This window comes from Prevotella sp. AGR2160 (genome assembly GCF_000424185.1).
Taxonomy (GTDB): Bacteria; Bacteroidota; Bacteroidia; order Bacteroidales; family Bacteroidaceae; genus Prevotella.
On the sequence record NZ_AUJK01000014.1, the window covers coordinates 55,513 to 80,471 of the forward strand.

At 51.7% G+C, this 24,959-nt stretch carries 16 protein-coding genes and 1 pseudogene; 9 read left to right on the forward strand and 8 right to left on the reverse strand.

Going from position 1 to position 24,959, the window contains the following annotated elements; genetic code table 11:
* Nucleotides 1–3: 3 nt before the first annotated feature.
* The 4 genes from G604_RS14070 to mscL form a co-directional block, all read right to left on the reverse strand.
* Nucleotides 4–1,314, reverse strand: coding sequence for a cytochrome c biogenesis protein ResB (locus G604_RS14070; protein ID WP_051220339.1), 1,311 nt, complete (start codon nt 1,312–1,314; stop codon nt 4–6).
* Nucleotides 1,315–1,344: 30 nt separating this feature from the next.
* Entirely contained in the window at nt 1,345–2,838 is a 1,494-nt protein-coding gene (gene nrfA / locus G604_RS0109140; RefSeq protein WP_028910288.1) for an ammonia-forming cytochrome c nitrite reductase, read from the reverse strand.
* Between the two features lie 71 nt (nt 2,839–2,909).
* Nucleotides 2,910–3,512: a cytochrome c nitrite reductase small subunit gene (gene nrfH, locus G604_RS0109145; RefSeq protein ID WP_028910289.1), complete on the reverse strand. Its 603-nt coding sequence runs from the start codon at nt 3,510–3,512 to the stop codon at nt 2,910–2,912.
* A gap of 72 nt (nt 3,513–3,584) precedes the next feature.
* The gene (gene mscL / locus G604_RS0109150; RefSeq protein WP_028910290.1) at nt 3,585–4,004 is read right to left on the reverse strand and encodes a large-conductance mechanosensitive channel protein MscL; all 420 of its coding nucleotides are present in this window, start codon (nt 4,002–4,004) and stop codon (nt 3,585–3,587) included.
* 238 nt (nt 4,005–4,242) lie between these two features.
* Between mscL and gap the strand changes: the two genes are divergently transcribed.
* From gap to G604_RS0109165, 3 genes are all read left to right on the forward strand, one after another.
* Nucleotides 4,243–5,307, forward strand: a complete 1,065-nt coding sequence (gene gap, locus G604_RS0109155; protein ID WP_028910291.1) for a type I glyceraldehyde-3-phosphate dehydrogenase — start codon at nt 4,243–4,245, stop codon at nt 5,305–5,307.
* A 99-nt stretch (nt 5,308–5,406) separates the two neighbouring features.
* Entirely contained in the window at nt 5,407–6,345 is a 939-nt protein-coding gene (gene miaA / locus G604_RS0109160) for a tRNA (adenosine(37)-N6)-dimethylallyltransferase MiaA (RefSeq protein WP_028910292.1), read from the forward strand.
* A gap of 40 nt (nt 6,346–6,385) precedes the next feature.
* Entirely contained in the window at nt 6,386–8,449 is a 2,064-nt protein-coding gene (locus tag G604_RS0109165; protein WP_028910293.1) for a glycoside hydrolase family 127 protein, read from the forward strand.
* Between the two features lie 181 nt (nt 8,450–8,630).
* Here G604_RS0109165 and G604_RS14075 read toward each other — a convergent pair whose 3' ends face one another.
* The 3 genes from G604_RS14075 to G604_RS0109180 are packed head-to-tail and all read right to left on the reverse strand — an operon-like array spanning nt 8,631 to nt 13,244.
* Nucleotides 8,631–9,977 carry a glycoside hydrolase family 57 protein gene (locus tag G604_RS14075; RefSeq protein ID WP_036905185.1) on the reverse strand — a complete coding sequence of 449 codons (1,347 nt, stop codon included), beginning with the start codon at nt 9,975–9,977 and terminating at the stop codon, nt 8,631–8,633.
* Between the two features lie 28 nt (nt 9,978–10,005).
* Entirely contained in the window at nt 10,006–11,274 is a 1,269-nt protein-coding gene (locus G604_RS0109175) for a glycosyltransferase family 4 protein (RefSeq protein ID WP_028910294.1), read from the reverse strand.
* A complete protein-coding gene (locus G604_RS0109180) occupies nt 11,271–13,244 on the reverse strand; it encodes a glycogen debranching enzyme N-terminal domain-containing protein (protein WP_028910295.1) in 1,974 nt (657 codons plus the stop codon). The genes G604_RS0109175 and G604_RS0109180 overlap by 4 nt, the downstream gene beginning before the upstream one ends.
* 200 nt (nt 13,245–13,444) lie before the next feature.
* Here G604_RS0109180 and G604_RS0109185 point away from each other — a divergent pair, with 200 nt between their 5' ends.
* Nucleotides 13,445–14,152 carry a Crp/Fnr family transcriptional regulator gene (locus G604_RS0109185; RefSeq protein WP_036905152.1) on the forward strand — a complete coding sequence of 236 codons (708 nt, stop codon included), beginning with the start codon at nt 13,445–13,447 and terminating at the stop codon, nt 14,150–14,152.
* 27 nt (nt 14,153–14,179) lie between these two features.
* Here the strand turns inward: G604_RS0109185 and G604_RS0109190 are convergent, their stop codons facing one another.
* On the reverse strand, nt 14,180–14,782 hold the full coding sequence (locus G604_RS0109190) for a DUF6359 domain-containing protein (RefSeq protein WP_036905154.1): 603 nt from the start codon (nt 14,780–14,782) through the stop codon (nt 14,180–14,182).
* A gap of 180 nt (nt 14,783–14,962) precedes the next feature.
* Here G604_RS0109190 and G604_RS0109200 point away from each other — a divergent pair, with 180 nt between their 5' ends.
* The 5 genes and pseudogenes from G604_RS0109200 to G604_RS0109220 form a co-directional block, all read left to right on the forward strand.
* Entirely contained in the window at nt 14,963–17,554 is a 2,592-nt protein-coding gene (locus G604_RS0109200) for a glycoside hydrolase family 88 protein (RefSeq protein ID WP_028910299.1), read from the forward strand.
* Nucleotides 17,555–17,879: 325 nt separating this feature from the next.
* Nucleotides 17,880–20,999: a SusC/RagA family TonB-linked outer membrane protein gene (locus tag G604_RS0109205; protein WP_028910300.1), complete on the forward strand. Its 3,120-nt coding sequence runs from the start codon at nt 17,880–17,882 to the stop codon at nt 20,997–20,999.
* Between the two features lie 96 nt (nt 21,000–21,095).
* Nucleotides 21,096–22,808 carry a RagB/SusD family nutrient uptake outer membrane protein gene (locus G604_RS0109210; RefSeq protein WP_051220341.1) on the forward strand — a complete coding sequence of 571 codons (1,713 nt, stop codon included), beginning with the start codon at nt 21,096–21,098 and terminating at the stop codon, nt 22,806–22,808.
* Between the two features lie 28 nt (nt 22,809–22,836).
* On the forward strand, nt 22,837–24,546 hold the full coding sequence (locus tag G604_RS0109215) for a DUF4980 domain-containing protein (protein WP_036905156.1): 1,710 nt from the start codon (nt 22,837–22,839) through the stop codon (nt 24,544–24,546).
* Between the two features lie 170 nt (nt 24,547–24,716).
* Nucleotides 24,717–24,959 (forward strand): annotated as a pseudogene (locus G604_RS0109220) (DDE transposase); the annotation flags it as partial.

The following is a 24,959-nucleotide window of genomic DNA, read 5'->3' on the forward strand; positions in this document are numbered from 1 at the left end:
GGGTTAATGTTCTTGAGAAGTTTGATGGATGGAGGCGTGTCGTGACTGTATAAACATCAGGATGGCACCGATGATGAGCAGGAACAGACCGACATACGTTGCCGGCAGCCACGGATCGGAGACAAACTCAAAGATACTGAGGTTGCTCCATTTCCCCATCTGCTCGTTGTAGCTGAGCTGATAGATCTTCCAACTGCCAATGGAGTAGGGCTTGTTGACTTCTATCGTCGTATGGATGTTGCGCTCGTCCTTCTCGGTGTAGATGTTCACGTCGGAGGCATAGCGCATCGGCTCGCGTTGCGGCATGACGAGTTCGAGATGGTCGTCGAGGCTCACGCCGGTAAGAGGGAAGAGATAACTGCCACAGCTCACCCAGCCTTTCTGGTGACGGTTTCCTTTCGTTGCACGGACATAGAGAGCGCAGGCGGCCCCTTTGCCGTTATAGGGGACGAAGCCGCCGGTGTTCAGGCGCATGCCGAGGCTGTCCATTTTCATCTGTGATGCCATTCCCTCGGGCATGCCGGCCATCATCTTCGCCATCGTTGCCGGCAGGGCGTTGTCGATGCGCTTGACGATCTCCACCTTCCAACCGAGGAGCGTTGAGGGCTGATAGTCCTTGTCGATGACGAGTGTTGCGGGTTTCTTCTCTGGTTGTGGCAGTCCGTCACGCATATTGATGACCATCAGTTTTGGTGGATACTCATCGATGGTGAAACGGTTGAGCTGGATGGCGATGGGCAGTTCGATGACATTATTGTCCGCGTCGAGACCACGCCACTCCGGTTTCCCTTCCTCGCAGAACATTTTCAACTTCTGCATGTCGGCACTGCCGAGGGTGCCGCAGACGATGAAGATAAAGATTCCCGTGTGGGAGATGAGAGAGGGGATGAACTTCCGCTGGAAATGACAGGCCTGGAAGAGGGCCTCCTCCGCGACGATCATCACGTTCCACAGATAGATGAGAACGAAGGGCCAGAAACTCAACATCTTGGTCAGTCCGATGGGGTCGGCGGGATTTTTCCCTTCCGGCACCTGTCGCGTCAGACCCATGATCACCGTGAGTACGGCTGCCGTGGTGAGGGCGGGGACGGCGGCTTTGACGGTGGTGATAAAACGGAAGAAATAGGCCTTTCGGCGCAGGAGATAGAAGAGGATGAGTATGACCAACAAAAAGGCCAGGGCAATGATATTGCCCGGCCATTTGAATATGATCCATTCCAAAGGACCGACAGTCATCTGCAACAGACCGCCCGTGATGAGCAGTCCGATGCAGATAGCTGTTCCTTCGGCATAGCTATAAGGTTTATTCCACATAGTCTTTAAGGTTACTGATTCGTGTGTTGGTTATATCGGCTGGGAGACGAACCGCTTGTTCTTCCGGGCAATCTCGATCCATTTCGGAACGACAGTGTCTAGGAACTCACGCTTCTGCCTGCGGTAGGTGGGCATGTCGAGACCAATATATTTCTGGCCCTTCTCTTTCGTGGAGAGATCGGGCATCGGCACGTCACCCGTAAAGCCATGACGGGCGAGAACCTTGGCGATGCTCAGACGGGCCTGACCGGCATAGTCGAGGGCGTCACCGAGGAGGCGCGTGACTTCCTGCGGGGCGTGGAAGGAGGCACCGTGGGAGGCGACGGCATAATCCCAACGCCACTGACTCTTGCGGATACATTCGAGGGCATAGGCCATCTCTTTCTCCGTGGCTCCCTTCTTCCAGGCGAAGGCGGCCTCGATATGAGCGGTGGCGAGCTCTTTCTCCACACGGGCGCGGATCTCCAGCACTTTCTCCTGGCGCTCATAGACATTCTGCTTCAGCGTCTCAGCATCCTGGCGGTGACAGGTCTGGCAGGTGCGGTCGATATGTGCCAGCGGGGAGGTGATATGATGGTCGGTGAACTTCACGCCGCCTTTCTGCATGTAGGGCATGTGGCAGTCGGCACAGGAGACGCCGCGCTGGCCGTGGATGCCTTGCTTGTAGAGCTCATAACCCGGATGTTGGGCCTTGAGGATCTTCGCGTGGCTCAGTGGGTTGATATAATCGTAGAAACCGATGCTGTCATAGTAGGCTTCGGCATCCTCACAGGTGAGTCCCTTGTCCTGCGGGAATTTCAGGAAGTTCGTGCCTTTCTCGAAGTAATATTCCGTATGGCATTGTGCACAGACGAGGGAGCGCATCTCCTGATGAGAGGCCTTACGGACATCCATGCCGCGGCGGGCCCAAGCCTCGTAAAGGGCAGGACGGGCAGGACGGAGATCCATCGTACGGGCATCATGGCAGTCACTGCAGCCGATGGTATTCATCACCTCGGAGCCCCAGTCGCTCCATTTGGCGGCATAGAAAGCGTTCTCGCCTTTCTCACGCATCAGACGCGGCACGTCGGGGCCTTTGCAGGTCCAGCAGGTACCGGGCTGCATGTCTCCTTGTCCGTCGACGCCGGGAGCGCCGGTACGCAGGATCTTCCGCAGATCCTCGATACAGTGACGGTGCCCGCGTGGCGTGTTGTAGTCCCGTGCGAAGGCATAGCCATCCCAGAGGATGACCATCAGTGGATGGGCGGCGAGCACATCCTGTTCCTGCGAGGAATTGTACTTACTGACGAATGAGGTGTCCTCGGTCTGTGCCCAGGTCTCATACTCATTGGGGAAGTCTTCAGCGAATTTCTCGTTCTGTGCGACGATGGAGTCCTTCATCGGAACGCGCCGGTTGTTGAAGACGGAAGCGACTTCCGCACGGCGCTCCAGGAGAGACGAACAGAGCAGTCCGAGAACGAAGACGATGACCATTGCTCCGCAGAAGAGCAGCCATCCTTGCCATTTTTTCAGTTGTCGTGCCATAGTTATAGAGTTTTTGTTTGTTCTTGTAATAGGGTTTGTATGTGTTGAGGCCTTTTCCCAAAAAGCCTCCCTTAATCGTGGAGCGCTTTCTGCAGCCACTCGGGGACGGGACTGGGCGGGATAGGAGCCTGTGTCTCTGCGCCTGGCGTGGAAGAGAGCGTGTTCATGCCACCATGCGGTACGTTACGGTGACAGTCCCAACAGGCCATGCCTTCTCCGCGCTTGGCAAGCATGTAATCAATCTTCCCTGTGCGGACGACACGTGTGTTGAGTTCTTTATGGCAGCGGATACAGTTGTCCATGATCACCTCCGCGCTGCCGTCCTCAGCCGTGATGGCCTGCCGCTCGCTGTTGGTGACGAAATAGGCGACATGCTTCATGCCGTCCATGCCCTTGAAGAAATATTTTGCTGCCAGGGAGGAGTGGGGGACGTGGCAGTCGTTACAGGTGGCGTCGCGTCCGTGAGAAGAGTGTGACCACGTGGCATACCATGGCGACATGATATGGCAGTTGACGCAGGCTGCCGGATCATCACCTATAATATAGGTATGCATGCGGAGCAGGTAGGCGAAAAGGCCTACGAGCCCCACGATGATTCCGCAAAGGACAAGGCTGACGACCTTCTGGCGGTAGGTGAGGGTGATCCTCCACTTTTTGAGTTTGCCAAGATCCATAGTTGCTGAGTTTAGTTGATAATCGGTTTCTGCGGTCAAAGTTAGTCATAATAAATGAGGATAGCAAATATTTTAACACTTTTCTTTCAGCAGATCGCGGATCTCCTTGAGCAGCTCTTCTTCCTTGGAGGGAGCGGGGGGAGCGGCAGGCTCCTCAGCTTTCTTTCTCGTCAGCGTGTTAATGCCTTTGACAAGGAGGAAGACACAGAAGGCAATGATGAGGAAGTCGAGGAGCGTCTGGAGAAAGTTGCCGTAGTTGATCGTTGCTGCCGGCATCTTCTCCACGCCCGGAAGGACGACGGAGGGGAGGGTTACCTTCAGGTCGGTGAAGTTGACACCGCCGATGAGCCAGCCGATGGGCGGCATGATGATGTCATCGACGAGGGAGGACACGATTTTTCCGAATGCGGCGCCGATGATCACACCGACGGCCATGTCTACGGCATTGCCCTTGACGGCAAAGTCTTTGAATTCTTGGATAAATTTACTCATAGTTGAAAATGTTTATTAATAATATAATGTGTATGATTTCTGATCATTGTCATATGGAGATAGCAATCGTAGAAGTTCTGTTGCGAGGATCGCAAGAAGTATGGTTGACGGGTTGCTTTTTTAATTAATTTAATACTCTTTTCGGTTGCAAAATTAGAAAATAATTTGTATCTTTGCAACGCAAAACGAAAAAAATAGAATTCACTTTTATAAACCGTTATAAAAAAGTTAAGTAAAAATGGTAAAAGTAGCTATTAATGGTTTCGGCCGCATCGGTCGTCTCGCATTCCGCCAGATGTTCGCAGCTCCTGGCTATGATGTTGTTGCTATCAACGACCTCACCTCTCCGAAGATGCTCGCTCAGCTTCTGAAGTATGATACCACTCACGGTGGCTATCAGGGCATTATCGGTGAGAAGCCCGTTCATACAGTTTCTTTCAACGATACTCCGTTCACAGAGAATGGTAAGGAAGCTGCTGGTTACATCGAGGTAGACGGCAAGAAGATCACGATCTACAAGGAGAAGGATGCTGCCAACCTGCCTTGGGGCGCTCTCGATATCGACGTTGTTCTCGAGTGCACTGGTTTCTATACCTCTAAGGATAAGAGTATGGCTCACATCAAGGCTGGTGCTAAGAAGGTTGTTATCTCTGCTCCTGCAGGCAACGACCTGAAGACCATCGTCTTCAACGTGAACAACCAGACACTGACCAAGGACGATCAGATCATCAGCGCTGCTTCCTGCACCACGAACTGCCTCGCTCCTATGGCAAAGGCTCTGAACGATAAGTATCCTATCCAGGCTGGTATCATGCAGACCATCCACGCTTACACGGGTGATCAGATGATCCTCGACGGTCCTCAGCGTAAGGGTAACCTCCGTCGTAGCCGTGCCGGTGCTTGCAACATCACTCCGGCTTCCTCTGGCGCTGCCAAGGCTATCGGTCTCGTTCTTCCCGAACTGAACGGTAAGCTGATCGGTGCTGCTCAGCGTGTTCCTGTACCCGATGGTTCTACCACTCTGCTCTATGCTGTTGTCAAGGGTAAGGACGTTACCGTAGAGAGCGTCAACGCTGCTATGAAGGCTGAGGCTAACGAGAGCTTCGGTTACAACGACGAGGAGATCGTTTCTTCTGATATCCTCGGCATGCGTTACGGTTCTCTCTTCGACGCTACGCAGACGATGGTTGTCAAGCTCGACGACGATACTTATGAGGTACAGGTTGTTTCTTGGTATGATAACGAGAACTCCTACACTTCTCAGATGGTTCGTACCATCAAGTACTTCGCAGAGCTGAAGTAATACACTTTAGACACATTATTTATCAAGATATATGTGGGGCCGTCCGGATGCGTTCTGGACGGCTTTTTTAGTTTGATGGCTTTTACCTAACACTTTTTTATGAAGAAACTACTGACGATATTAGGCCCTACAGCTTCGGGGAAGACCGATCTTGCGGCGCATGTGGCTGATCGGTTGCATGGCGAGATCCTTTCCGGTGATTCCCGGCAAGTATACCGTGGTATGGATATCGGTACGGGAAAGGATTTGGAGGATTATGTTGTTGACGGTCATCAGATTCCTTATCACCTCATTGATATCTGTGATCCCGGTACGAAGTATAACCTCTTTCAATATCAGGAGGATTTCCTCAAGGCTTACGAGGATATTCAGCGTCGTGACGTACAGCCGATCCTCTGTGGCGGAACGGGACTATATATCGAGAGTGTGCTGCGTGGGTATCACCTCTCTCCCGTGCCACAGAATGAAGAGTTGCGCTCTCAGTTGGAGGGAAAGAGTCTGGAGGAATTGACGGCCTTGTTGCAGTCATTGAAGGAGAAGACTGGTAGCGTGATGCATAATACCACAGATATCGATACGCCACAGCGGGCTATTCGGGCCATTGAGATTGAGACTTATAATCTGGAACATCCTACGGAAAACCGTCCGTTTCCGCCCATTGATAGTGTTGTCATTGGCGTGAATATCGACCGTGACCTGCGGAGGCAGAAGATTACTGACCGTTTGAAGAAACGCCTCGAAGGCGGTATGGTCGATGAGATCCGTGGGCTTCTGGACCGTGGCATACCGGCGGAGAATCTCATTTATTATGGACTGGAATATAAGTATGTCACGGAGTATGCCATTGGCCGACTCACTTATGACGAGATGTTCCGTCAGTTGGAGATTGCCATTCATCAGTTTGCCAAGCGACAGATGACATGGTTTCGTGGTATGGAACGTCGTGGCACGACGATCCATTGGATAGAAGCCACCTGGCCGATGGAACAGAAAGTCGCTGCATGCTGTGAGCTGTTGGAGAAGACAGAAGAAAGATAGAATAATAAGACAGAGTAACAGATTTTACTAAACTAATCGTATGAAACAAATCTTACTGACTTTGTGTGCTGCCGTTATGCCGGTGATGTTGCCAGCGGCACAGAAAACGGGTAACGGCTATCCGTTTACCCAGGTACCCTTCACGGCTGTAAAGGTTATGCCGCATACTTTCTGGGGTAATCGTTTGGACGCCGTGCGCCGCGTGACCGTTCCTCTTGCCTTGAGCAAGTGCAAGAGCGAGCACCGATATGAGAATTTTACGATGGCTGCCTATACGCTGCGCCATCCGAACCATGCAGGCCTTGACACGCCGAAATGGGATGTGGGAAAATTCATGGGCTTCCCCTTTGATGATACCGATGTCTATAAGACCATCGAAGGTGCCAGTTATCTGTTACAGACCTATCCTGACAAGAAACTCAAGACATATATCGACTCTGTGCTGACTGTTGTCGGTGCTGCCCAAGAGCCTGACGGCTATCTCTATACGGCCCGCACGATCAATCCCAAGCATCCCCATCCGTGGTCCGGCCTTACACGCTGGTCGCAGGAAGAAGTACTCAGTCATGAACTCTATAATCTCGGACATATGGTGGATGCTGCCTGCGCCCATTATCAGGCTACGGGATCTACGAAGTTCCTGAATATCGCCCGCCGCTATGCCGACTGCGTGATCAAAGAGGTCGGCCCTCATGATGGTCAGGCCACTGTTGTCCCCGGTCATCAGATTGCCGAGATGGCCTTGGCGCGTCTGTATGTCCTTACCGGTGATCATCGCTATCTTGACGAGGCCAAATATCTCCTTGATGAGCGTGGCAAGACGAAGATCCGTAACATCTACACCCAAAGTGACCGGCCGGTAACAGAACAGACGGAGGCTGAGGGTCATGCTGTCCGTGCCGGGTACATGTATTCGGGAATGGCAGATGTGGCGGCGCTGACGGGCGACTCAGCCTATATCAAGGCCATTGATCAGATCACGGAGAATATTATCTCCAAGAAATATTATCTCACGGGAGGTGTCGGAGCGCGTCACGAGGGTGAGGCTTTCGGAGACAACTACGAACTACCGAACCTAACGGCGTATAATGAGACGTGTGCGGCCATCTCTATGGTCTACCTCTTCCAACGTATGTTCCTTCTGCATGGTGACGGTAAATATATCGACTGTCTGGAGCGTACCTTATATAATGGTGTTATCTCCGGCATGAGTGTTGATGGTGGCCGGTTTTTCTATCCAAATCCGTTATCCAGTGACGGAAAGTATGCTTTCAATGCCGACGGAACAACGACGCGTCAACCGTGGTTTGGCTGTGCCTGTTGTCCGAGTAATCTCTGCCGTTTTATCCCTTCCCTGCCTGGTTATCTCTATGCTGTGAGGGATAAGGATATCTATGTCAACCTTTTTGCCGCCAGTAAGGCAACCGTGAATGTTGACGGGAAGCCGGTGGAGATCGAACAGCGTACGAACTATCCGTGGGATGGAAGCATTTCTATCCGTATCACGAAAGCTCCCGTGAAAGATGCCGGTTTGCTGATCCGTATCCCCGGTTGGGTGCGTGGCGATGTCGTGCCGAGTGACCTCTATCATTTCGCCACCGATGAGAAGACGACTTATCGTGTGATGATCAATGGGCGTGATATTTCTGCCACACCACTGATGAAAGGCTATCTCCGTATTCCTTCTATAAAGAAAGGTGATGAGATTCGTGTGTCTTTAGATATGCTACCCCGTACGGTTGAGGCTAACGCAGCGGTGAAGGCCGACCGTGGCTGTGTTGCCGTGGAGCGTGGTCCCCTCGTATATTGTGCGGAAGAATGGGACAATAAGGGTGCCGATGTCTTGTCAACCTTCCTCTCGCCGTCTGCTTCTTTTACCGTCATCCCTCATGATACGATACAGAACACGGAGGCCAGTGGGTCTTTCACGGTGACGGCACTCTCAGCTCCGGCGCAGAGTCTCTCGCAGGCGGCAGACGGGACCTTAAGTGTTCGTCCCTTAACGCTCAAGTTGATTCCTTATTATGCCTGGAACCATCGTGGAGCAGCGAGGATGAACGTTTGGTTCCCCAACAGAATAGACAAATTCTGTGGTGAGAGATAAGATAAAAGACAGAATAACAGATAAAACAAAAAGACAGTTATAACTAAAACAAAAGACAGAGTAACAGATTTTACATATACTGCAGTGTATGTTTTATCTGTTACTCTGTCTTTATTATTTGTCCAGTGTGTTGCGGAACATGATAAATCAAGTCCCTACCGGATCATGATGAATCATGTCCCTACGCCTTTTTCAGTTCGTCGAGCTCGGCATGGAGTTTCTCGTTGGCTTTCTCCACCTTTTCGAGTTTTGACTCCAGGCGACTGATCTCTTTATCCTTCACGGCGAGTTCCTCATCCTGATTACGGTTGAGGGTGAGCATCTGTTCGAGTTGTTCGTTGTCAAGATCAGGATAGAGGGCGTTGACGCGCTGGATGAAGTCACCAAGGATATTCATGTAGTTGGTGAAGGCGTCGAAGGGACTGCTGTAGATGCCACGGTCGAGACCGACATGGCTTGGCTTCGTTGTCATGAAGCGGAAGTTGTTGCTGGCCTGCAGATAATCCCAGTCTTGCGTGATCATCGGGTTATTGGCGATGCGCACACGTTCAGCGACACTATAAAGTTTGTTGAACGCCTCGCGCTGCATGGGATTGCCGAGCCAGGAAGAGATGTCCCTTTCCTCATCGACCCAACTGAGGGTATCGGGGACATTGAGTTCACCAACGCTCTTCGTATCCTTGAAGATCTCTTCGGGTGTGGCGAAGCCGATGTTGCCATTGTGCTGTGCGCAGAGGGGCAGGGCCTTGAGGAATTCCAGGATGTTACTGGAGAGCGGCTGTGCGATGCCGAGGGCCGAGAGCTCCATGAAGATATTGATGACCTTCTCGTCCTCGGGAAGGGCCGCAATCTCATTGATATAGTTGTCGGCGAAGAGGGGATAGCCGTCCCAGTCGCGGTTGTTGAAGCGCAGGGAGATATCATCACTGAGTTTGATGTCACGGAGCAGGAGTTTGAGCTTCGGGTTCAGGGCACAGTGATAGACATAATGCGGTGACTTCCATCCCAGCACATGTTTGGCACCCTCGGTGAGCATCCCCTTGAATCCCATGTCGGCGGCCATCATGCCGATGTCGTCACTGTAGATCAGGGAGGAGTTACGGAGGACGGTAGGCCGTTTGCCGAAGCGTTCCTCCATCATATCCATTTGTTTCTTCACATCAGCCTTGAAAGCCTCGGCATTGGCCAGGGAGGAGAGTCCGTGACTATATGGTTCTGCGAGGAATTCCACGCATCCCGTCTTGGCCAGTTCATCGAGCTTATCGAGGACCTGTGGGGCATGGAGCTCGAGCTGTTCAAAACCGACGCCGGAGATGGAGAAGGCAACTTTAAAGAACTTCCCGAATTTCCCGATCATCTCCTGGATAGCCTCCAAGGCAGGCATATAGCTGTTGGCGGCGATATAGTTGATGGTTCGCTCGTTCTCGAAGTCATCATAGTAGTAGTGGTCCGTACCGATATCGAAGAAGCGGTAACGTTTGAGATGCGTAATCTGATGTATCTCGAAATATAAGCAAATACGTTTCATATTATTGTTCATCTTAGTGAGTTAATAGTTATTTCCAATGGAGTGTACGGAGATAGAGTTCCCGGATCCAGGCGCCGACTTTATCCCAGGTGATCTGTGCCACCTCTTTCTTTCCCTCTTCGGAGAGATAATGAAAGAGGCTCTCGTTGTTACAGATGGAATAGATACTGTCGGCGAGGGCGTTGACATCCCAGTAGTCCACTTTGATACAGTTATGTAGGATTTCTCCGCAGCCACTCTGCTTGGAGATGATCGCCGGCGTGCCACACTGCATGGCTTCGAGGGGAGAGATGCCGAAAGGCTCGGAGACGGAGGGCATGACATAGACGTCACTGTCTTTGAGACATTCATACACCTGTTTGCCGCGCATGAATCCGGGGAAATGGAATCGGTCGGCGATGCCGCGCTCTGCGGCGAGGTAGATCATCTGGTCCATCATATCGCCCGATCCTGCCATACAGAAGCGTACTTTCTTCGTACGGTGAAGGACCATATTGGCAGCTTCAACGAAATATTCCGGCCCTTTCTGCATGGTCAGACGACCGAGGAAGGTGACGATCTTCTCTTTGTTCGTGTGGTCGGGGCGTGGGATCGCCTCATTCTCCGGGCTGAGGGGATAGACGGCATTATGCACGGTGAAAACCTTCCGCGGATCCTGGTGATACTGGTTGATGACGGTCTGTCGTGTCAGTTCAGAGACACACATGATACAGTCGGCATTATCCATACCGTCTTTTTCGATGCCATAGACGGTGGGGTTGACATGTCCGCGTGAGCGGTCGTAATCGGTGGCGTGAACATGGATGCACAGCGGTTTGCCACTGACCTGTTTGGCATGGATACCGGCGGGGTAGGTCAGCCAGTCGTGGGCATGGATGATATCGAAGTCGAACGAGCGTGCCACAACACCTGCGATGATGGAGTAGTTGTTGATCTCCTCATGGAGGTTACCGGGATAGCCACCGGCGAACTCCATACATCCGAGGTCGTTGACATGCATATAGTTGAAGTCGGCATAGATATGGTCGCGCAGCCGGTAGTAGAGTTGTGGGTCCATGAGGTTTCCGATACGCTGTTTCACATAGTCGTAGTTGACATCGCGCCAGGCGATAGGCACACAGTTCATGGCGACGATATTGGCAAAGGTATGATCCTCATCGCCGAAGGGACGTGGCAGACAGAGGATGGTCTCGATATCTCCCTGGGCATGGAGGCCTTCAGAGATACCGAAGTTGGCGGTAGCCAGTCCGCCGTAGACATGGGGAGGATACTCCCATCCAAACATTAAAACTTTCATGCGTGTTCCTCCTTCGGTTTAGTTAATTGAATCTTGTATTGTTCCAGAAGTTCACTGGCCCTTAGAATCTCCCCCACATTAGCGGCGAAGCTGATGGCGCCGCGTCCTTTGAAGGGTGGATTGCCGTCATAGAGTTCTGAGATGGTACCGATACAATGTTGGGTCATCTCATCTTCGAACCCTACGAGCTGTCGCTGCAGGAAACTCAGTCGTGAGCGTTTGAAGAGTTTGAGGTTAGCCTCGATATAGAATCCGAGGAGCCACGGCCATGCCGTTCCCTGGTGATAGGCATAGTCACGTTGGCTCTGCGGTCCGACATAGATGGGGTTGTAGCCACCGCTCTTCGGTGTCAGCGACCGCAGTCCTTTCGGTGTGAGGAGCTCTCGTGTACAGATGTCGAGGATCGTCTTTTTCTGAGAGGCGTCGAGGGGCGAATAGTCGAAGGCGCAGGGGAAGAGCATGTTCGGCCGGACATCCCATTCAGTATAGTTGCCGTCGACATAATCGAAGAGATAGCCGTACTGATTCACGAAGGTCTTCAGGAAACTCTCTTTGGTCTTCGCCGCCATCGCGTGAAGGTGGTCTACCGCCGCCTTGTCATGGACGGCATCAGCGAGGGCGGCAGAGAATTCGATGGCGTTATACCATAAAGCATTGAATTCAACGATATATCCGGTACGTGGGACGACGGGGTGTCCGTTGGCGGTGGAGTTCATCCAGGTCACGGCCTTCTCTTTCCCTTCGGTGTGTAACAAGCCGTTGTCGTCGTGATGGAGATTCGGATGATGATTCTCCTCAATAAACATCACGAGCTCTTTGACAAGATCGCCGTATTTCTCCTTACATTTCTCTAAACCGATATGTTTCGAATACTGTTGGATGGCCCAGATGGCCCACAGCGGGACATCTGGCTGCTGAACCTCCACCATCTTTCCCGTGATAGGCTCGTCCTTCATGAACTGTCGAAGGGCGCGTTCACTTGTCTTCATGACATATTCAAAATATTCCGGTTCGCCGATACTCAGCGTCAGTCCGGGAAGGGCGATAAAGGTGTCGCGTGCACGGCATTTGAACCAAGGGTATCCGGAGAGGATATAGCGGTCGTCGTTCTTCTCACGGATATGGAACTGATGGGCGGCATTGATCAGACAGTGGAAAAAGTTGTCGCGTGGGGCCCGTTCCTCCACCTCTTTCTTGAAGAGGGCAGAGAGTCTGCGGCTTTTGATCTCTGACGTAGAGGCAGAGAATACGATGCTCTCTCCTTTTTTTATAGGCAGTTCAAAATATCCGGGGACATAGAGATCCTCATTGGAGGCATAGCCACGTTCCTGTTCTTTCGGGTATTCGATACCGCGATACCAGTAGGGATCAAAATGGAAGGTGGGCTTACGGGAGAACTGCATGTAGAGCTCCGGATAGCCACTATACATACAGGTCTTGATGCCATTGTCTATCTCCTGGTAGTCACGGTTGGCGGTGTTGTTCTCGTGAGTGAACTGTCGGACGCTGCGGAAAGCCAGGAAGGGATGGAAGCGCAGGGTCGTGGCACTGTGCGCATCCAGAAGGGTATAACGGATCAGGATACGGTCCTCGTAATGCTGAAATACCACTTCCCGTTGCAGGATGACACCACCGACGCGGTAAATCGTTGTCGGCACTTTGTCGCAGTTGAACTCACGGATATACTTATGTCCGTTCGGACTGAAGTTATCCCCTTGATACTTGTGTAGTCCCAGATTGAATATGGCACCATGCTGGATTACCGAGCAGTCGAAACTGGAGAGCAGGACGTGGTTCTCATTGTCGAGGTCAGGGACAGGGACAACGAGGAGTCCATGATACTTGCGCGTGTTACAGTCCACGATGGTGCTGCAACTGTAGGCACCGGACCGGTTCGTCCGCAAGAGTTCTTTCGTCAACGACTCCTGAAGGTTGCTCATCAGGGCATGTTCGAATTTTAGATAACTCATAGACTTATGATTGTAGGTTTATTGTATTGCTGATTTCTATCGTCAAAGGTACGATTTTTTTTTGATTCGGACTTCTTTTTCTCGTTTTTTTTTTCGTTTATCTTCTTTTTTTGTGTTCTATAATATAATTTTTGTCAAATCCTTTTCTTTTTCTCTCTTTTTTCAGTAATTTTGCGGAAAACACAAGCGGAGGTTTCAGGATGAAGATAAGGCATCATTTAGAAAGTAAGGACAAGATCGTGGAGCAGGTGTCCGCGGTCCTTGGCGGATTGTCTGTGGAGCGTAGGATGGAGCTCACGGAAGTTCTCACGATGCAGAGTTTCCGCAAGGGGGGAATCGTCTACAGGGAATCGGAGTGTCCGTTGCACATTTTCTTCCTTGTCCGGGGAAAAGTAAAGATCTACAAAGAAGGGATCAATGGCCGGGAACAGATCGTACGGGTCTATCGTCCTGATGAGTTTTTTGGTTATCGTGCCTTTTTTGCTCATGAGATTTATAGGACCACGGCGAAGGCCTTTGAACCTTCTGTTGTTGTTGAGATCCCCTTTACTTTTATCCGTCGTCTCATGGAAGAGGATTTCTGTGTAGCCCGGTTTTTCATTGTTCAGCTGAGCAAGGAACTCGGGCGGAGTGACGAGCGCACGGTTCATCTGACACAGAAGCATATCCGCGGTCGTCTCGCCGACACGCTCTGTGCGCTCGTAGACCGTTACGGCTTTGAGGATGATGGAAAGACGTTGGATGTGACCATGAGTCGGGAGGATCTGGCGAGTATGTCGAATATGACCACGAGTAATGCCATCCGCACCCTATCGACCTTCGTCGAGGAGGGATTGGTGGCGACGAAAGGCCGGATGGTGCAGCTGTTGCGCGTGGACAAGATCAAAGAGATTGCCAGAGAGGGGTAAGGGAACCGAACATGATCAATCATGTCCCTACTTCAGAGAGTAGTCGGCGACATCAACGACGCCGGGGATACCGATGTATTTCTTGCGAATGCCCGTGACGTGGAGGATCTTGCCGTAGTTTTCTGGATGGTTCTTCAGACAGAGTACCGTCTGCATGTGACCGCTCTTGAGTTGAACGGAGAACATCAGGGCAGTATTCGTCTCTCCGGGGGTGTCCGCAATGATCAGGTTGGATTTGTTCGTGAAGGGAGCATGGGTCTCCAGGTTCTTCATACTTCGTTTGGCCGTTCCGACGATGTATCCCTCTACGGTGATGACCGTACCTTCCGGGTCGGCCATGGCAGAAGCGACGGAGAAGGCCGGATCAATATCTCCCGTCGAAGAGTTTTCGTTGCCGGAATTTCCGGAATCGCCTTGGTTAGAATTGTCCGTCTTCCCCGTGTTGTTTCCATCCGTCTTTCCGGCATCATTTGATGTGGTATCTGTCGGTTGAGGGTCTGTACGGTGATTGTCGGTCTGACTTTGGTGGCTTGTCGGCGTCGTCGTGTCATCGGTGATCTTCTCACAGCCGGTCGTCAACAGAATTCCGGCGAGAAGACAAGAGGAAAAGAAAAGTGTTATCTTTACCATTTATAGTTTAGGATTAAAAATAGAGGTGAATAAGTTGTTTTCAGAACAAAATAGAATTGTTCCACAAGGGCAAAGATAGTCTTTTTTCGTGGAAATAACAACTTTTTTATGAAAATAATTTGAATTATTTGATTTTTGTTGTAACTTTGCGGCATCTTAAAAACTAAAAAACGAATCGACATGCATTTATTCAGATCATTTTTTGTTTTCTTGCTGTTGACACTTACCACTACGGCTTATGCCTCGTGGGATGAGACAGCCGTAGAGAAGATAGAAAACCGTATTCAGTTACCCAAGACTGTTGGTGACAATTATGTCATCACGCATTATGGAGCGCGTTCGACAGCCTCAGCGGCGGTGAATCAGCGGGCCATCAATAAAGCCATAGCGACAGCTTCCCGGAAGGGTGGGGGCCGCGTCATCATTCCCGCCGGACGTTGGGAGACGGGTGCCATTCGCTTACAGAGTCATGTGAATCTCGTTGTTAGTAAGGGGGCTACGCTCCATTTTGCTTTCGACACCCGTCTCTACCCCCTCGTCCGCACATCTTGGGAAGGCTTGGAATGTTGGAACTACAGTCCGTGTATCTACGCTTATGGCGCTACCGATATCGCCATCACAGGTGAAGGCACCATTGATGGTGGCGGCAGCAACCAGACGTGGTGGCAGATGTGCGGTAAGGAACGTTTTGGCTATCAGAAAGGCGTGACGAAGGAGGCGCAGAACCTCGGCAGCCGGGCCCGTCTGTTGAAATATGCCGAGGATGACGTCGATGTCAGCAAGCGCCGTTTCGGTCAGGGCCAGGGCCTCCGTCCTCAGCTCATCAATGTCATGCGTTGCGAGCGTGTCCTCATCCAGGGCGTCACGCTGCTCAACTCTCCTTTCTGGGTCATCCATCCGTTGCTCTCGAAGAGTATCACCGTCGATGGCGTCCACGTATGGAATGAAGGTCCTAACGGCGATGGCTGTGATCCCGAGGCCTGTCAGGACGTGATCATCAAGAACTGCACGTTCCACACCGGTGACGACTGTATCGCCATCAAGAGTGGCCGTAATAACGACGGTCGTCTGTGGAACCAGCCGTCAGAGAACATCATCATCCGCGGCTGTAAGATGGAGGATGGTCACGGCGGCATCGTCATTGGCTCAGAGATCTCCGGCGGCTGCAGAAATGTCTATGCCGAGGACTGCGAGATGGACTCTCCCAATCTCGACCGTGTGCTGCGTATCAAGACCAACAACTGCCGCGGCGGCGTCATCGAGAATATCAACGTCAGGAACATCCGTGTCGGCCAGTGCCGTGAGGCCGTCATGCGCATCAACCTCGACTATGAACCGAAGGAGGCGTGCTACCGTGGCTTCGAACCGACGGTGCGGAACGTGACGATGGAGAATGTCACCTGTAAGAAGAGTGACTATGGCGTACTCATCAATGGTCGAGACTCCTTGGAGAATGTTTATGACATCACCGTGCGCAACTGTCATTTCGACGGCGTGCAGAAGAATCCGGTAAGAATTACGGGAAAGACGCGCAATGTGCGTTTCGAGAATCTCTTCTGCAACGGATCCCTTTATCTCTCGGAGAGTGAGCGCCCTTTTAAGCACTTCTCCGAATGGCTTGTCTATTCGGAGATGAAGCGGACGCCACAGAGCTGGCTCCTCGACTTCGCCAAGAAACCGCGGTGGAGTTATGTTATGGGCATCGAACTCGAAGGAATGCTCGACACCTATTATAAATATGGTGGTGACAGTATCCTCCGTTACTGCAAGAGCTATCCGCGAAAGATGATCGATGACCAGGGGGCCGTCACCGGCTATGACTATGATGATTTCAATCTTGACAATATCCGTACGGCCAAGTTCATCGACCGTATGCAGCAGATCGACCCGCGAGAGGGCAATGAGAAAGCGCTGAAGACGTTCTTCAAGCAGTTGAAGAACCAGCCGCGCACGAAAGAGGGCGTCTACTGGCATAAGGCCATCTATGCCAATCAGGTATGGCTTGACGGTATCTTCATGGGGCTTCCGTTCTACTGCCAGTATGCCGTGGAGCATCTCTCTAAAAAGAAAGCCACGAAGATCCTCGATGATGCCGTTGATCAGATGCTGAAGACCGACAAGCGGACCTATGATCCCGAGACGGGCCTGTGGAAGCATGCCTGGGACGAGACGCATCAGCAGTTCTGGGCCGATAAAACCACTGGCCGCAGCCAGCATACCTGGTCGCGTGCCCTTGGCTGGTATGTCATGGCGATGACGGAATGTCTTGATGCCATGCCCGCCGACTATGCGCGTCGTGGTGAGGTGGAGCAGCTCCTGCAGAAGGCCATGACGGCCGTCGTGGAGCATCAGGATCCACAGACCGGCGTATGGTATGATGTCATGGACGTGAAGGATCCTCGTAACTACCTCGAGTCAACAGCCTCCAGCATGTTCGCCTATGTGCTGTTGAAAGCGTCGCGAAAGGGTTATCTGCCGGAGCAAGTGAAGGCAAACGGGAAAACCATCAATTTCCTTCAGGCCGGCATCAAAGCCTACACGGGTGTTGTGCACCGGTTCCTCCGTGTCAACGCCGACAAGACCTTGTCGCTGACCCGTTGCTGTGCCGTCAGCGGTCTCGGTCCCGGCCCCGGCCCATACGTGAAGAAACCTAACTACAAGCGTGACGGCAGCTTCGATTATTACATGAGCGAGCCGATCCGCGACAATGATGCCAAGGGCATCGGGCCCTTCCTCTGGGCTTCCCTGGAGATGGAGGGTCTGAGTCATTAAAATAAATAACGTAGATAATTTTGTAAACACGTTGTTTACAAAATTATCTACGTTGCTTATGTGTCGTAAATGCCTTGTTTATTTTTCCCCTTCAGAAAGACGTTCCTTTATACTTGAAAAACATGCTTTATTCCGCCAACGAGAGATGGTTCTAAAATTTTTAACTTTCCCTCTTATTATTGTTACATGAAACAAATTTCGAAGGTCTCGAACGAAATTTTAAAGGGAGAAAAGTCTGAGAACATTAACTTTGCAGCAGAATTCGAAAGTAAATATTCCGAATCATCAAATGAAACAATTATCATACAACTAAAAACTGTAGACGATGAATCATCTCAAATTCTTCTTGCCGATGGCCTTGTCGTTCACCATTTCGACAACGGCGCTGGCACAACAGGACATCACAGTCAGCGGTACCGTCACGGACAACACGGGCGAGCCGGTCATCGGCGCCTCAGTCATCCAGAAAGGTACATCCAACGGCACCGTCACCGACCTTGACGGTAAGTTCACATTCAAGGCACAAACGGGTGCCCCTCTTGTCATCTCCTATATAGGATATACCAACCAGGAGGTGAAAGCTGCTCCAAATCTTCAAATTGTATTAAAGGAAAACGCCAAGGAACTCAGTGAGGTTGTCGTCACCGGTTATCAGGTTCAGCGTAAGGCAGACTTGACGGGTGCCGTCTCCGTCGTGAAGACCGATGGTATCACGACCTCTCCCGATGCTGACCCGATGAAGTCACTGCAAGGAAAGGTGGCCGGTATGACCATCACGGATACCGGTTCACCGAGTGGAACGGCAACGGTAAGAATCCGTGGTATCGGCTCGTTCAACTCTTCGCAGGATCCGCTTTACATCGTGGATGGTGTGCCTATGACTTCCGGCCTCAATACCATCAATAGTAATGATATCGAGAGCATGCAGGTACTCAAGGATGCCGCCTCCGCCTCTATCTATGGTAGCCGTGCTGCCAACGGCGTGATCATCATCACAACAAAGCACGGAAAGAAGAGTGATAAGGTGAATGTAGATTTCTCTACGAATCTCACGGCACAGTTCTATACTTCTCAGTCGAAGATGAAACTGCTGGATACGAAAGGCTATGCTACGGCCATGGCGCAGGCAGCGCTCAACGATGGTCTCGATCCCGTGGCTTATGCCAGCAATTACGGCCTCTCGCTCAATGCGGCGCAGGGCGTTGGTATCACGGTTTGGAACCCCGCAACGAGTCAGTATCAGAACTACACGGTGAACGGCCGTTACGATGGCTACATCAATAGTAAGAAGACGATGCTGTTCTCCAATACTGATTGGGTGGATGAGATCTCCCGTACCGGCTTTGCGCAGAACTATAACGTAGCCCTGTCGAGAGCTACCGACAAAGGCTCGGCGCTCTTCTCCCTGGGCTATAAGAACAATAAGGGTATTTTGAAATATACCGATTTCCAGAGTCTGTCGGCTCGTATGAATACTTCTTTCAACATCAACAAGATAGTTACCGTGGGTGAGAACTTCACGCTGTCGTATACGAAGCAGGTCGACGCCGCGCCGATGGAGAACGCCCTGAAGATGTCGCCGACCGTCCCCGTCTATGAGATTGACGGCACGACCTTCGCCGGTCCGGTAGGTGGCATGAGCGACCGTCAGAACCCGTTGCGCGAGCTCTATCAGAACAAGGACAACCATCTTGACTACTGGAGACTTTTCGGTAATGCTTATGTGGATATCAAACCGATCAAGGGCCTTGTATTCCGCTCCAACTTCGGTGTAGACTACACCACCTCTTTCATTAATGCGCTGACCCATACTTTTAAGTCAGATATTGTCAACAACAATACAGCACGGACAGACTTAGGTCAGACCAACAACACCAACTATACTTGGTCCAACACCCTCAACTATCTGTTCGACATCAAGAACAAGCATCACTTCAACGTGCTGCTCGGTTCTGAGATCAACAAGCAGAGTTATCTGGATTTCCATGCGATCTCTGAGGGCTATGCCCTTGAGGATGTTGATTATATGTGGCCGAATGCCGCTACCGGCACCATGCGCAACACGGGCGCTAAGGTAGGCTATCGTCTGGCTTCCTTCTTCGGTAAGGCCGACTATAACTACAACGACTTGCTGTTGGCTTCTTTCACCCTGCGTCATGATGGCAGCTCCCGCTTCGGTAAGAAGCACCGCTGGGGTAACTTCCCCGCCGCCTCCCTCGGCTTCCGCTTCTCACAGCTGTTGCATGAGAAATGGCTTGATGATGCTAAGCTGCGCCTCTCCTGGGGTAAGACTGGTAACCAAGGCATCGACAACAATGCGCATTATGGTCTTTATGTGACCGACTACGGACTCGACCGTGTCACCTCTACCGCTTATGACATCTACGAGGCTGGTTCCGGTACTTTCCCTTCTGGCTATCGTGCCACACAGACGGCCAACGAAGATCTGAAATGGGAGACGACGACACAATATAATATCGGTCTCGATTATACTGTGCTCGACGGCAGCCTCTATGGTACAGTTGATGCTTATATCAAGAATATTGACGACATGTTGATCAATCCCGCTTTCCTCGGCGTCATGGGTGAGGGTGGCAACCGCTGGTCCAATGGTCCTTCGCTCCGTGACTGGGGTATGGAGTTCACGGTCGGCTATCGTAAGACACTGGCTTGCGGATTGGGACTCGATCTTAATGGTAATCTCGACTTCTATCGCAACCGCGTAACGAGTCTGCCGTCTTCTACAACCGGTGCATACGCGCACACTTCCACGCAAAACCTCGTTCAGGCCAAGAAACCTTATGGTTCTATCGTGGGTTATGTTGCTCAGGGACTGTTCCAGAATGAGGACGAAGTGAAAGCTTCCGGTCAGCCCAACGCACGTGTCGGTGGCTTGAAATATGCTGACTTGGATCATAATGGCGTTATCAACGAGAAAGACCAGACATGGATTCTCGATCCTGTTCCCGCCTTTTCTTATGGCTTGAACATCGGTCTGACCTATAAGAGCTTCGACCTGACCATGTTCTGGCAGGGTGTCGCCGACGTGGATGTCTACAACAATCAGAAATTCCAGACCGACTTCTGGAGCATCACGGATGCCGGTTCCAACAAGGGTAGTCGTATGCTCGGCGCATGGACTACGGACAATACCAGTTCCACCATTCCGGCGCTGACCACCAATAATACCGCCGATGAGGGACGAGTCTCTTCTTATTACGTTGAGAATGGCTCTTACCTGAAGCTTCGTACGCTGCAGATTGGTTATAACCTCCCGGCGTCTCTCTTGAAGAAACTCTCGATGTCTAAAGCACGCGTCTATGTCTCCGGACAGAACCTGCTGACCATCAAGAGCAGCAGCCTGACTTGCTCCGACCCGGAGAATCCCAACTGGAACTATCCGTTGCCGACATCTGTCTCCTTCGGACTGCAAGTAGGTTTCTAAACATTCAATTCATTATTATTAGGGAAGCATATTATTGGAAATTATATTATGAACACGATTCATATCAATATAAAAAGCATCGGCAAGAAGGTTGCCATGCTCTGTGTCGCATCGCTGGCTCTTACATCTTGCGACAATTATCTTGACTACAAGCCTACCGCCGTGGTAGATGAGGACAAGGCTTTCGCTGATCCCGAGGGTATGGTCACCAGTGCTTACGCTATGCTTGGCGACTGTTGGTTCACTTATCCGTTCAACCTCTGGCCTTATGGCGACCTCGCCTCTGACGACTGCTTGAAAGGTGGCTCGGGATTGACGGATACCGATTACCACTCCGTAGAGATCTTCTCCACGCTGACACCGACGTTAGGCCCTCTCGACGAGCTGTGGTACCGTCTCTATAGTGCCATCTCCCGTTGCAACCGTGCGCTGATCTCTTTGGATGAGAATGGTGACCGTGTCCTCGGGGAGGCTACGACGAAGCAGCGCATCGCTGAGGTGAAGTTCCTTCGTGCACACTTCTACTACAAGCTTTTCATGGTGTTCAACAAGATCCCATGGATTGACGAGGAAGTCTACAAGAATGGCACCCAGGAGCAGACGCGCAACGACGCCCTGACGCATGAGCAGATGTGGGATAAGATCATCGGCGACTTCAAGGCTGCCTACGATGATCTGCCCGAGAGTCCGACGGATGGTGCCGGAAGAGCCAACAAGGTGGCTGCTGCCGCTTATCTGGCCAAGTGCTATCTGCAGCGTGCCTGGGGTAATGGCTATGAGGACAGCACGGGCGTGAACTTCATCAATAAGGACTACATGCAGAAGGTCGTCGACTATACGGACGTGGTAGTCAAGTCACAGTATGGCTACCTCGCTGACTATGGCGACATCTTCCTCCCTGATTACAAGAATAATAAGGAAAGTATCTTCGCCGTACAAGCCAGTGATTATGCGGATGACCATACAACCTTTGGCCGTGCCAACTGGTCGAATATGCTCAATGGCGCATGGGGTATGTGGACTTGCGGCTGGGACTTCCAGAAACCGTCACAGGATTTTGTCAACGCCTTCAAGACGAGCAACGGTCTGCCGGAGTTTAAAGATTTCGACAAGACTAATGATCATCCTGTCAATGGCAAGCCGACCACACAGAAATGGGATCCGCGCTTGTTCCACACCGTGGGTATGCCGACCTTCCCTTATAAGTATGAGTCAGAGTATACCATGACTACTGCCAACTCCCGCACGCCGAACACTTACGGCTATTACACGACACTGAAGTGCGTACCACAGCGCAGCAAGGGTGAGACTTACAATAGTCCTTGGCAGGCTTTCGCCATGAACGAATATGTTCTCCGCTACTCCGATGTCATGCTCGACCGTGCCGAGGCACTCATCGAACTGGGTCGTCTGGAAGAGGCCCGCACCATCATCAACAACATCCGTCAGCGTGCCGCCAACTCTATCAGCAAGCATATCAAGTATGCTACCGACCAGTGTCAGATCAGTCTCTATCCCGAGTCTTATTTCCAGGACAAGGAGACAGCCCGCCAGTGCCTGCGCTGGGAGCGTCGTCTGGAGACGGGTCAGGAGCATGAGCGCTTCTTCGACCTGCGCCGCTGGGGCCTTCTCTCCTCTACGCTGAACGCATACTTCTCTCGTGAGGCCAAGGACTCCTATGATGGTCAGACCTATGCGCAGTACTACCAAGATGCCCACTTCACAAAGGGCAAGAATGAGTACTTCCCCGTGCCTTATAACCAGATTTACTACATCCCCGGACTGTACACGCAGAATAAGGGATATTAATCATCATCCATTAAACCAAGACCATAAAATGAAGAAAATAACGATCCTCCTGGCTGCCGTGCTGATGAACATCGGCATCGCCCAGGCACAAAACAACGGCCTTGCCGCTCCCCGTTTCCTCAGTGACAACCACGCCATTGAGCGGGTGACGACGACGCAGCGCTATATCCTCCTCCCCGTAGAGGAGAAGGAAGAGACCGCGGAGGTCCGCGTCAACCAGGACAACTACTGCGTCAAGAGTATCCGTGTGCGCCTGGCCATCGGTAAGCCTGACTATTACGTACCTTTGGATCTGAGTGAGTTTGGCCAGAAGAAGCCGTTGTCTCTCGATATCGTCTTCCCGGCCAACCGCCGCTCCTCCGGAAATATCGAGACTTTCTCCTGCTGGCAGACGATGAAGGCTTCCGACACCTTCGACAGTAAAAACCGAGAAAAATACCGTCCGGCTTATCATCATTCTCCCGCTTGGGGCTGGATGAACGATCCCAATGGCATGTTTTATAAGGACGGCGTGTGGAATCTCTATTTCCAGCATAATCCCTACGGATCTCTGTGGGACAACATGACGTGGGGCCACTCCACCAGTAAGGATCTCGTACACTGGACTTTCGAGGGTGATCCCGTACAGCCCGATGCCTGGGGCACGATCTTCAGCGGCTCGAGCATCGTCGACCACGAGAATGCCGCCGGTTACGGCAAGGATGCCATCATCGCCTACTATACCTCCGCCCGTGAGGCGCAGACGCAAAGCATGGCCTACAGCACCGACAACGGAAAGACCTTCACGAAGGTTGCCGACAACCCCATCATCACCGTCAAGGCTCCCGACTTCCGTGATCCCCATGTCATCTATGCGGAGGACTTCAAAACGTATTATATGCCCGTCTCCTGTGGTCAGCACATGAATATCTATTCCTCGAAGAATCTGAAGGACTGGAAATTCGAGAGCTCTTTCGGTGAGGGCTATGGCAATCACGACGGCGTATGGGAGTGTCCCGATCTGATGAAGATGAAAAATGGCAAATGGGTGCTTGTCTGCAATATCAACCCCGGCGGTCCCTTCGGCGGTAGTGCCACCCAATATTTCGTCGGCACGTTCGACGGCCACAAGTTCACGTGCGAGAGCAAGCCCGAGGTGACGAAATGGATGGACTATGGCAAGGACCACTATGCCACCGTCACTTTCAACAATGCTCCCGACGGCCGCCATGTCGCCCTGGCGTGGATGAGTAACTGGCAGTATGCCACGCAGGTGCCTACGCAGCAGTTCCGCTCCGCTAACTCCATACCCCGCGATCTCGAACTCTTCCGTGATGGTGATGAGGAGTATGTGAGTGTCGTTCCTTCCAAGGAGATGCTCGCCGCCCGCGGTAAGAAACTCAGTAGTCCCTCTGCTGCTTGTGAGATTGTGGTCAGCAATCTTCGCAATGAAGCGACGATCACGCTCAGCAATGCTAAGGGCGAGCAGGTGACGATGGTCTACAACGCCAAAGCCAAGACCTTCTCCATGGACCGCCGGAAGAGTGGTCAGAAAGACTTCTCCGAGGCCTTCCCCGTGGTGACGACGGCGCCTACTCACGGCAAGATCAACAGTCTCCGCATCTTCGTCGATCGCTGTAGCATTGAGGCCTTTGATGCCGATGGCAAAATGGCAATGACGAATCTCGTATTCCCCTCCTCTCCGTATAATAAGTTGAGTGTAAAGGGTGGTAAGGCAATGATCTTTGAGATCAAGTAATTGGTTGTGTGATTTCATTAGTGTGTAGAGGCCGACAACGTTGTCGGCCTCTTTTCTGATACCTTTTTGGCCCAAGGGGGATTGTCCGTGGCGGACGGATGCCGCTGCCTAACCAAAGAACTTGATATGATAGCGTGCTAAAACTATTTTTTTTGCTTACCTTTGCGGTCATGGAACAAGAAAAGATAGACTTCTACAAAGGTTTAGCGATATATATCCTCCCCGAGGGCGTGACTAACTACTTTGACGTGGTGGACTTCAACGAGCAGCCAGCCAAAGATCACGGGAAGCTTTACAAGACCGAGCTTCACATATATCTTGATGAGAAGGACAATCGTCCAGAGGGCTTTGATGGCGTCAAGTCAAACGGCTTCGGTGAAGAGAGGATGATATACGACTTCCCTGTTCGCAAC

What these genes read in the sequence shown, in the direction of transcription:
- G604_RS0109205 (WP_028910300.1), top strand. Translation starts at nt 17,880, where the DNA reads ATGAATCATCTCAAATTCTTCTTGCCGATGGCCTTGTCGTTCACCATT.
- G604_RS0109180 (WP_028910295.1), bottom strand. Translation starts at nt 13,244, where the DNA reads ATGAGTTATCTAAAATTCGAACATGCCCTGATGAGCAACCTTCAGGAG.
- G604_RS0109200 (WP_028910299.1), top strand. Translation starts at nt 14,963, where the DNA reads ATGCATTTATTCAGATCATTTTTTGTTTTCTTGCTGTTGACACTTACC.
- G604_RS0109165 (WP_028910293.1), top strand. Translation starts at nt 6,386, where the DNA reads ATGAAACAAATCTTACTGACTTTGTGTGCTGCCGTTATGCCGGTGATG.
- nrfA (WP_028910288.1), bottom strand. Translation starts at nt 2,838, where the DNA reads ATGGCACGACAACTGAAAAAATGGCAAGGATGGCTGCTCTTCTGCGGA.
- G604_RS0109175 (WP_028910294.1), bottom strand. Translation starts at nt 11,274, where the DNA reads ATGAAAGTTTTAATGTTTGGATGGGAGTATCCTCCCCATGTCTACGGC.
- G604_RS14075 (WP_036905185.1), bottom strand. Translation starts at nt 9,977, where the DNA reads ATGAAACGTATTTGCTTATATTTCGAGATACATCAGATTACGCATCTC.
- miaA (WP_028910292.1), top strand. Translation starts at nt 5,407, where the DNA reads ATGAAGAAACTACTGACGATATTAGGCCCTACAGCTTCGGGGAAGACC.
- G604_RS14070 (WP_051220339.1), bottom strand. Translation starts at nt 1,314, where the DNA reads ATGTGGAATAAACCTTATAGCTATGCCGAAGGAACAGCTATCTGCATC.
- gap (WP_028910291.1), top strand. Translation starts at nt 4,243, where the DNA reads ATGGTAAAAGTAGCTATTAATGGTTTCGGCCGCATCGGTCGTCTCGCA.
- nrfH (WP_028910289.1), bottom strand. Translation starts at nt 3,512, where the DNA reads ATGGATCTTGGCAAACTCAAAAAGTGGAGGATCACCCTCACCTACCGC.
- G604_RS0109185 (WP_036905152.1), top strand. Translation starts at nt 13,445, where the DNA reads ATGAAGATAAGGCATCATTTAGAAAGTAAGGACAAGATCGTGGAGCAG.
- G604_RS0109210 (WP_051220341.1), top strand. Translation starts at nt 21,096, where the DNA reads ATGCTCTGTGTCGCATCGCTGGCTCTTACATCTTGCGACAATTATCTT.
- G604_RS0109215 (WP_036905156.1), top strand. Translation starts at nt 22,837, where the DNA reads ATGAAGAAAATAACGATCCTCCTGGCTGCCGTGCTGATGAACATCGGC.
- G604_RS0109190 (WP_036905154.1), bottom strand. Translation starts at nt 14,782, where the DNA reads ATGGTAAAGATAACACTTTTCTTTTCCTCTTGTCTTCTCGCCGGAATT.
- mscL (WP_028910290.1), bottom strand. Translation starts at nt 4,004, where the DNA reads ATGAGTAAATTTATCCAAGAATTCAAAGACTTTGCCGTCAAGGGCAAT.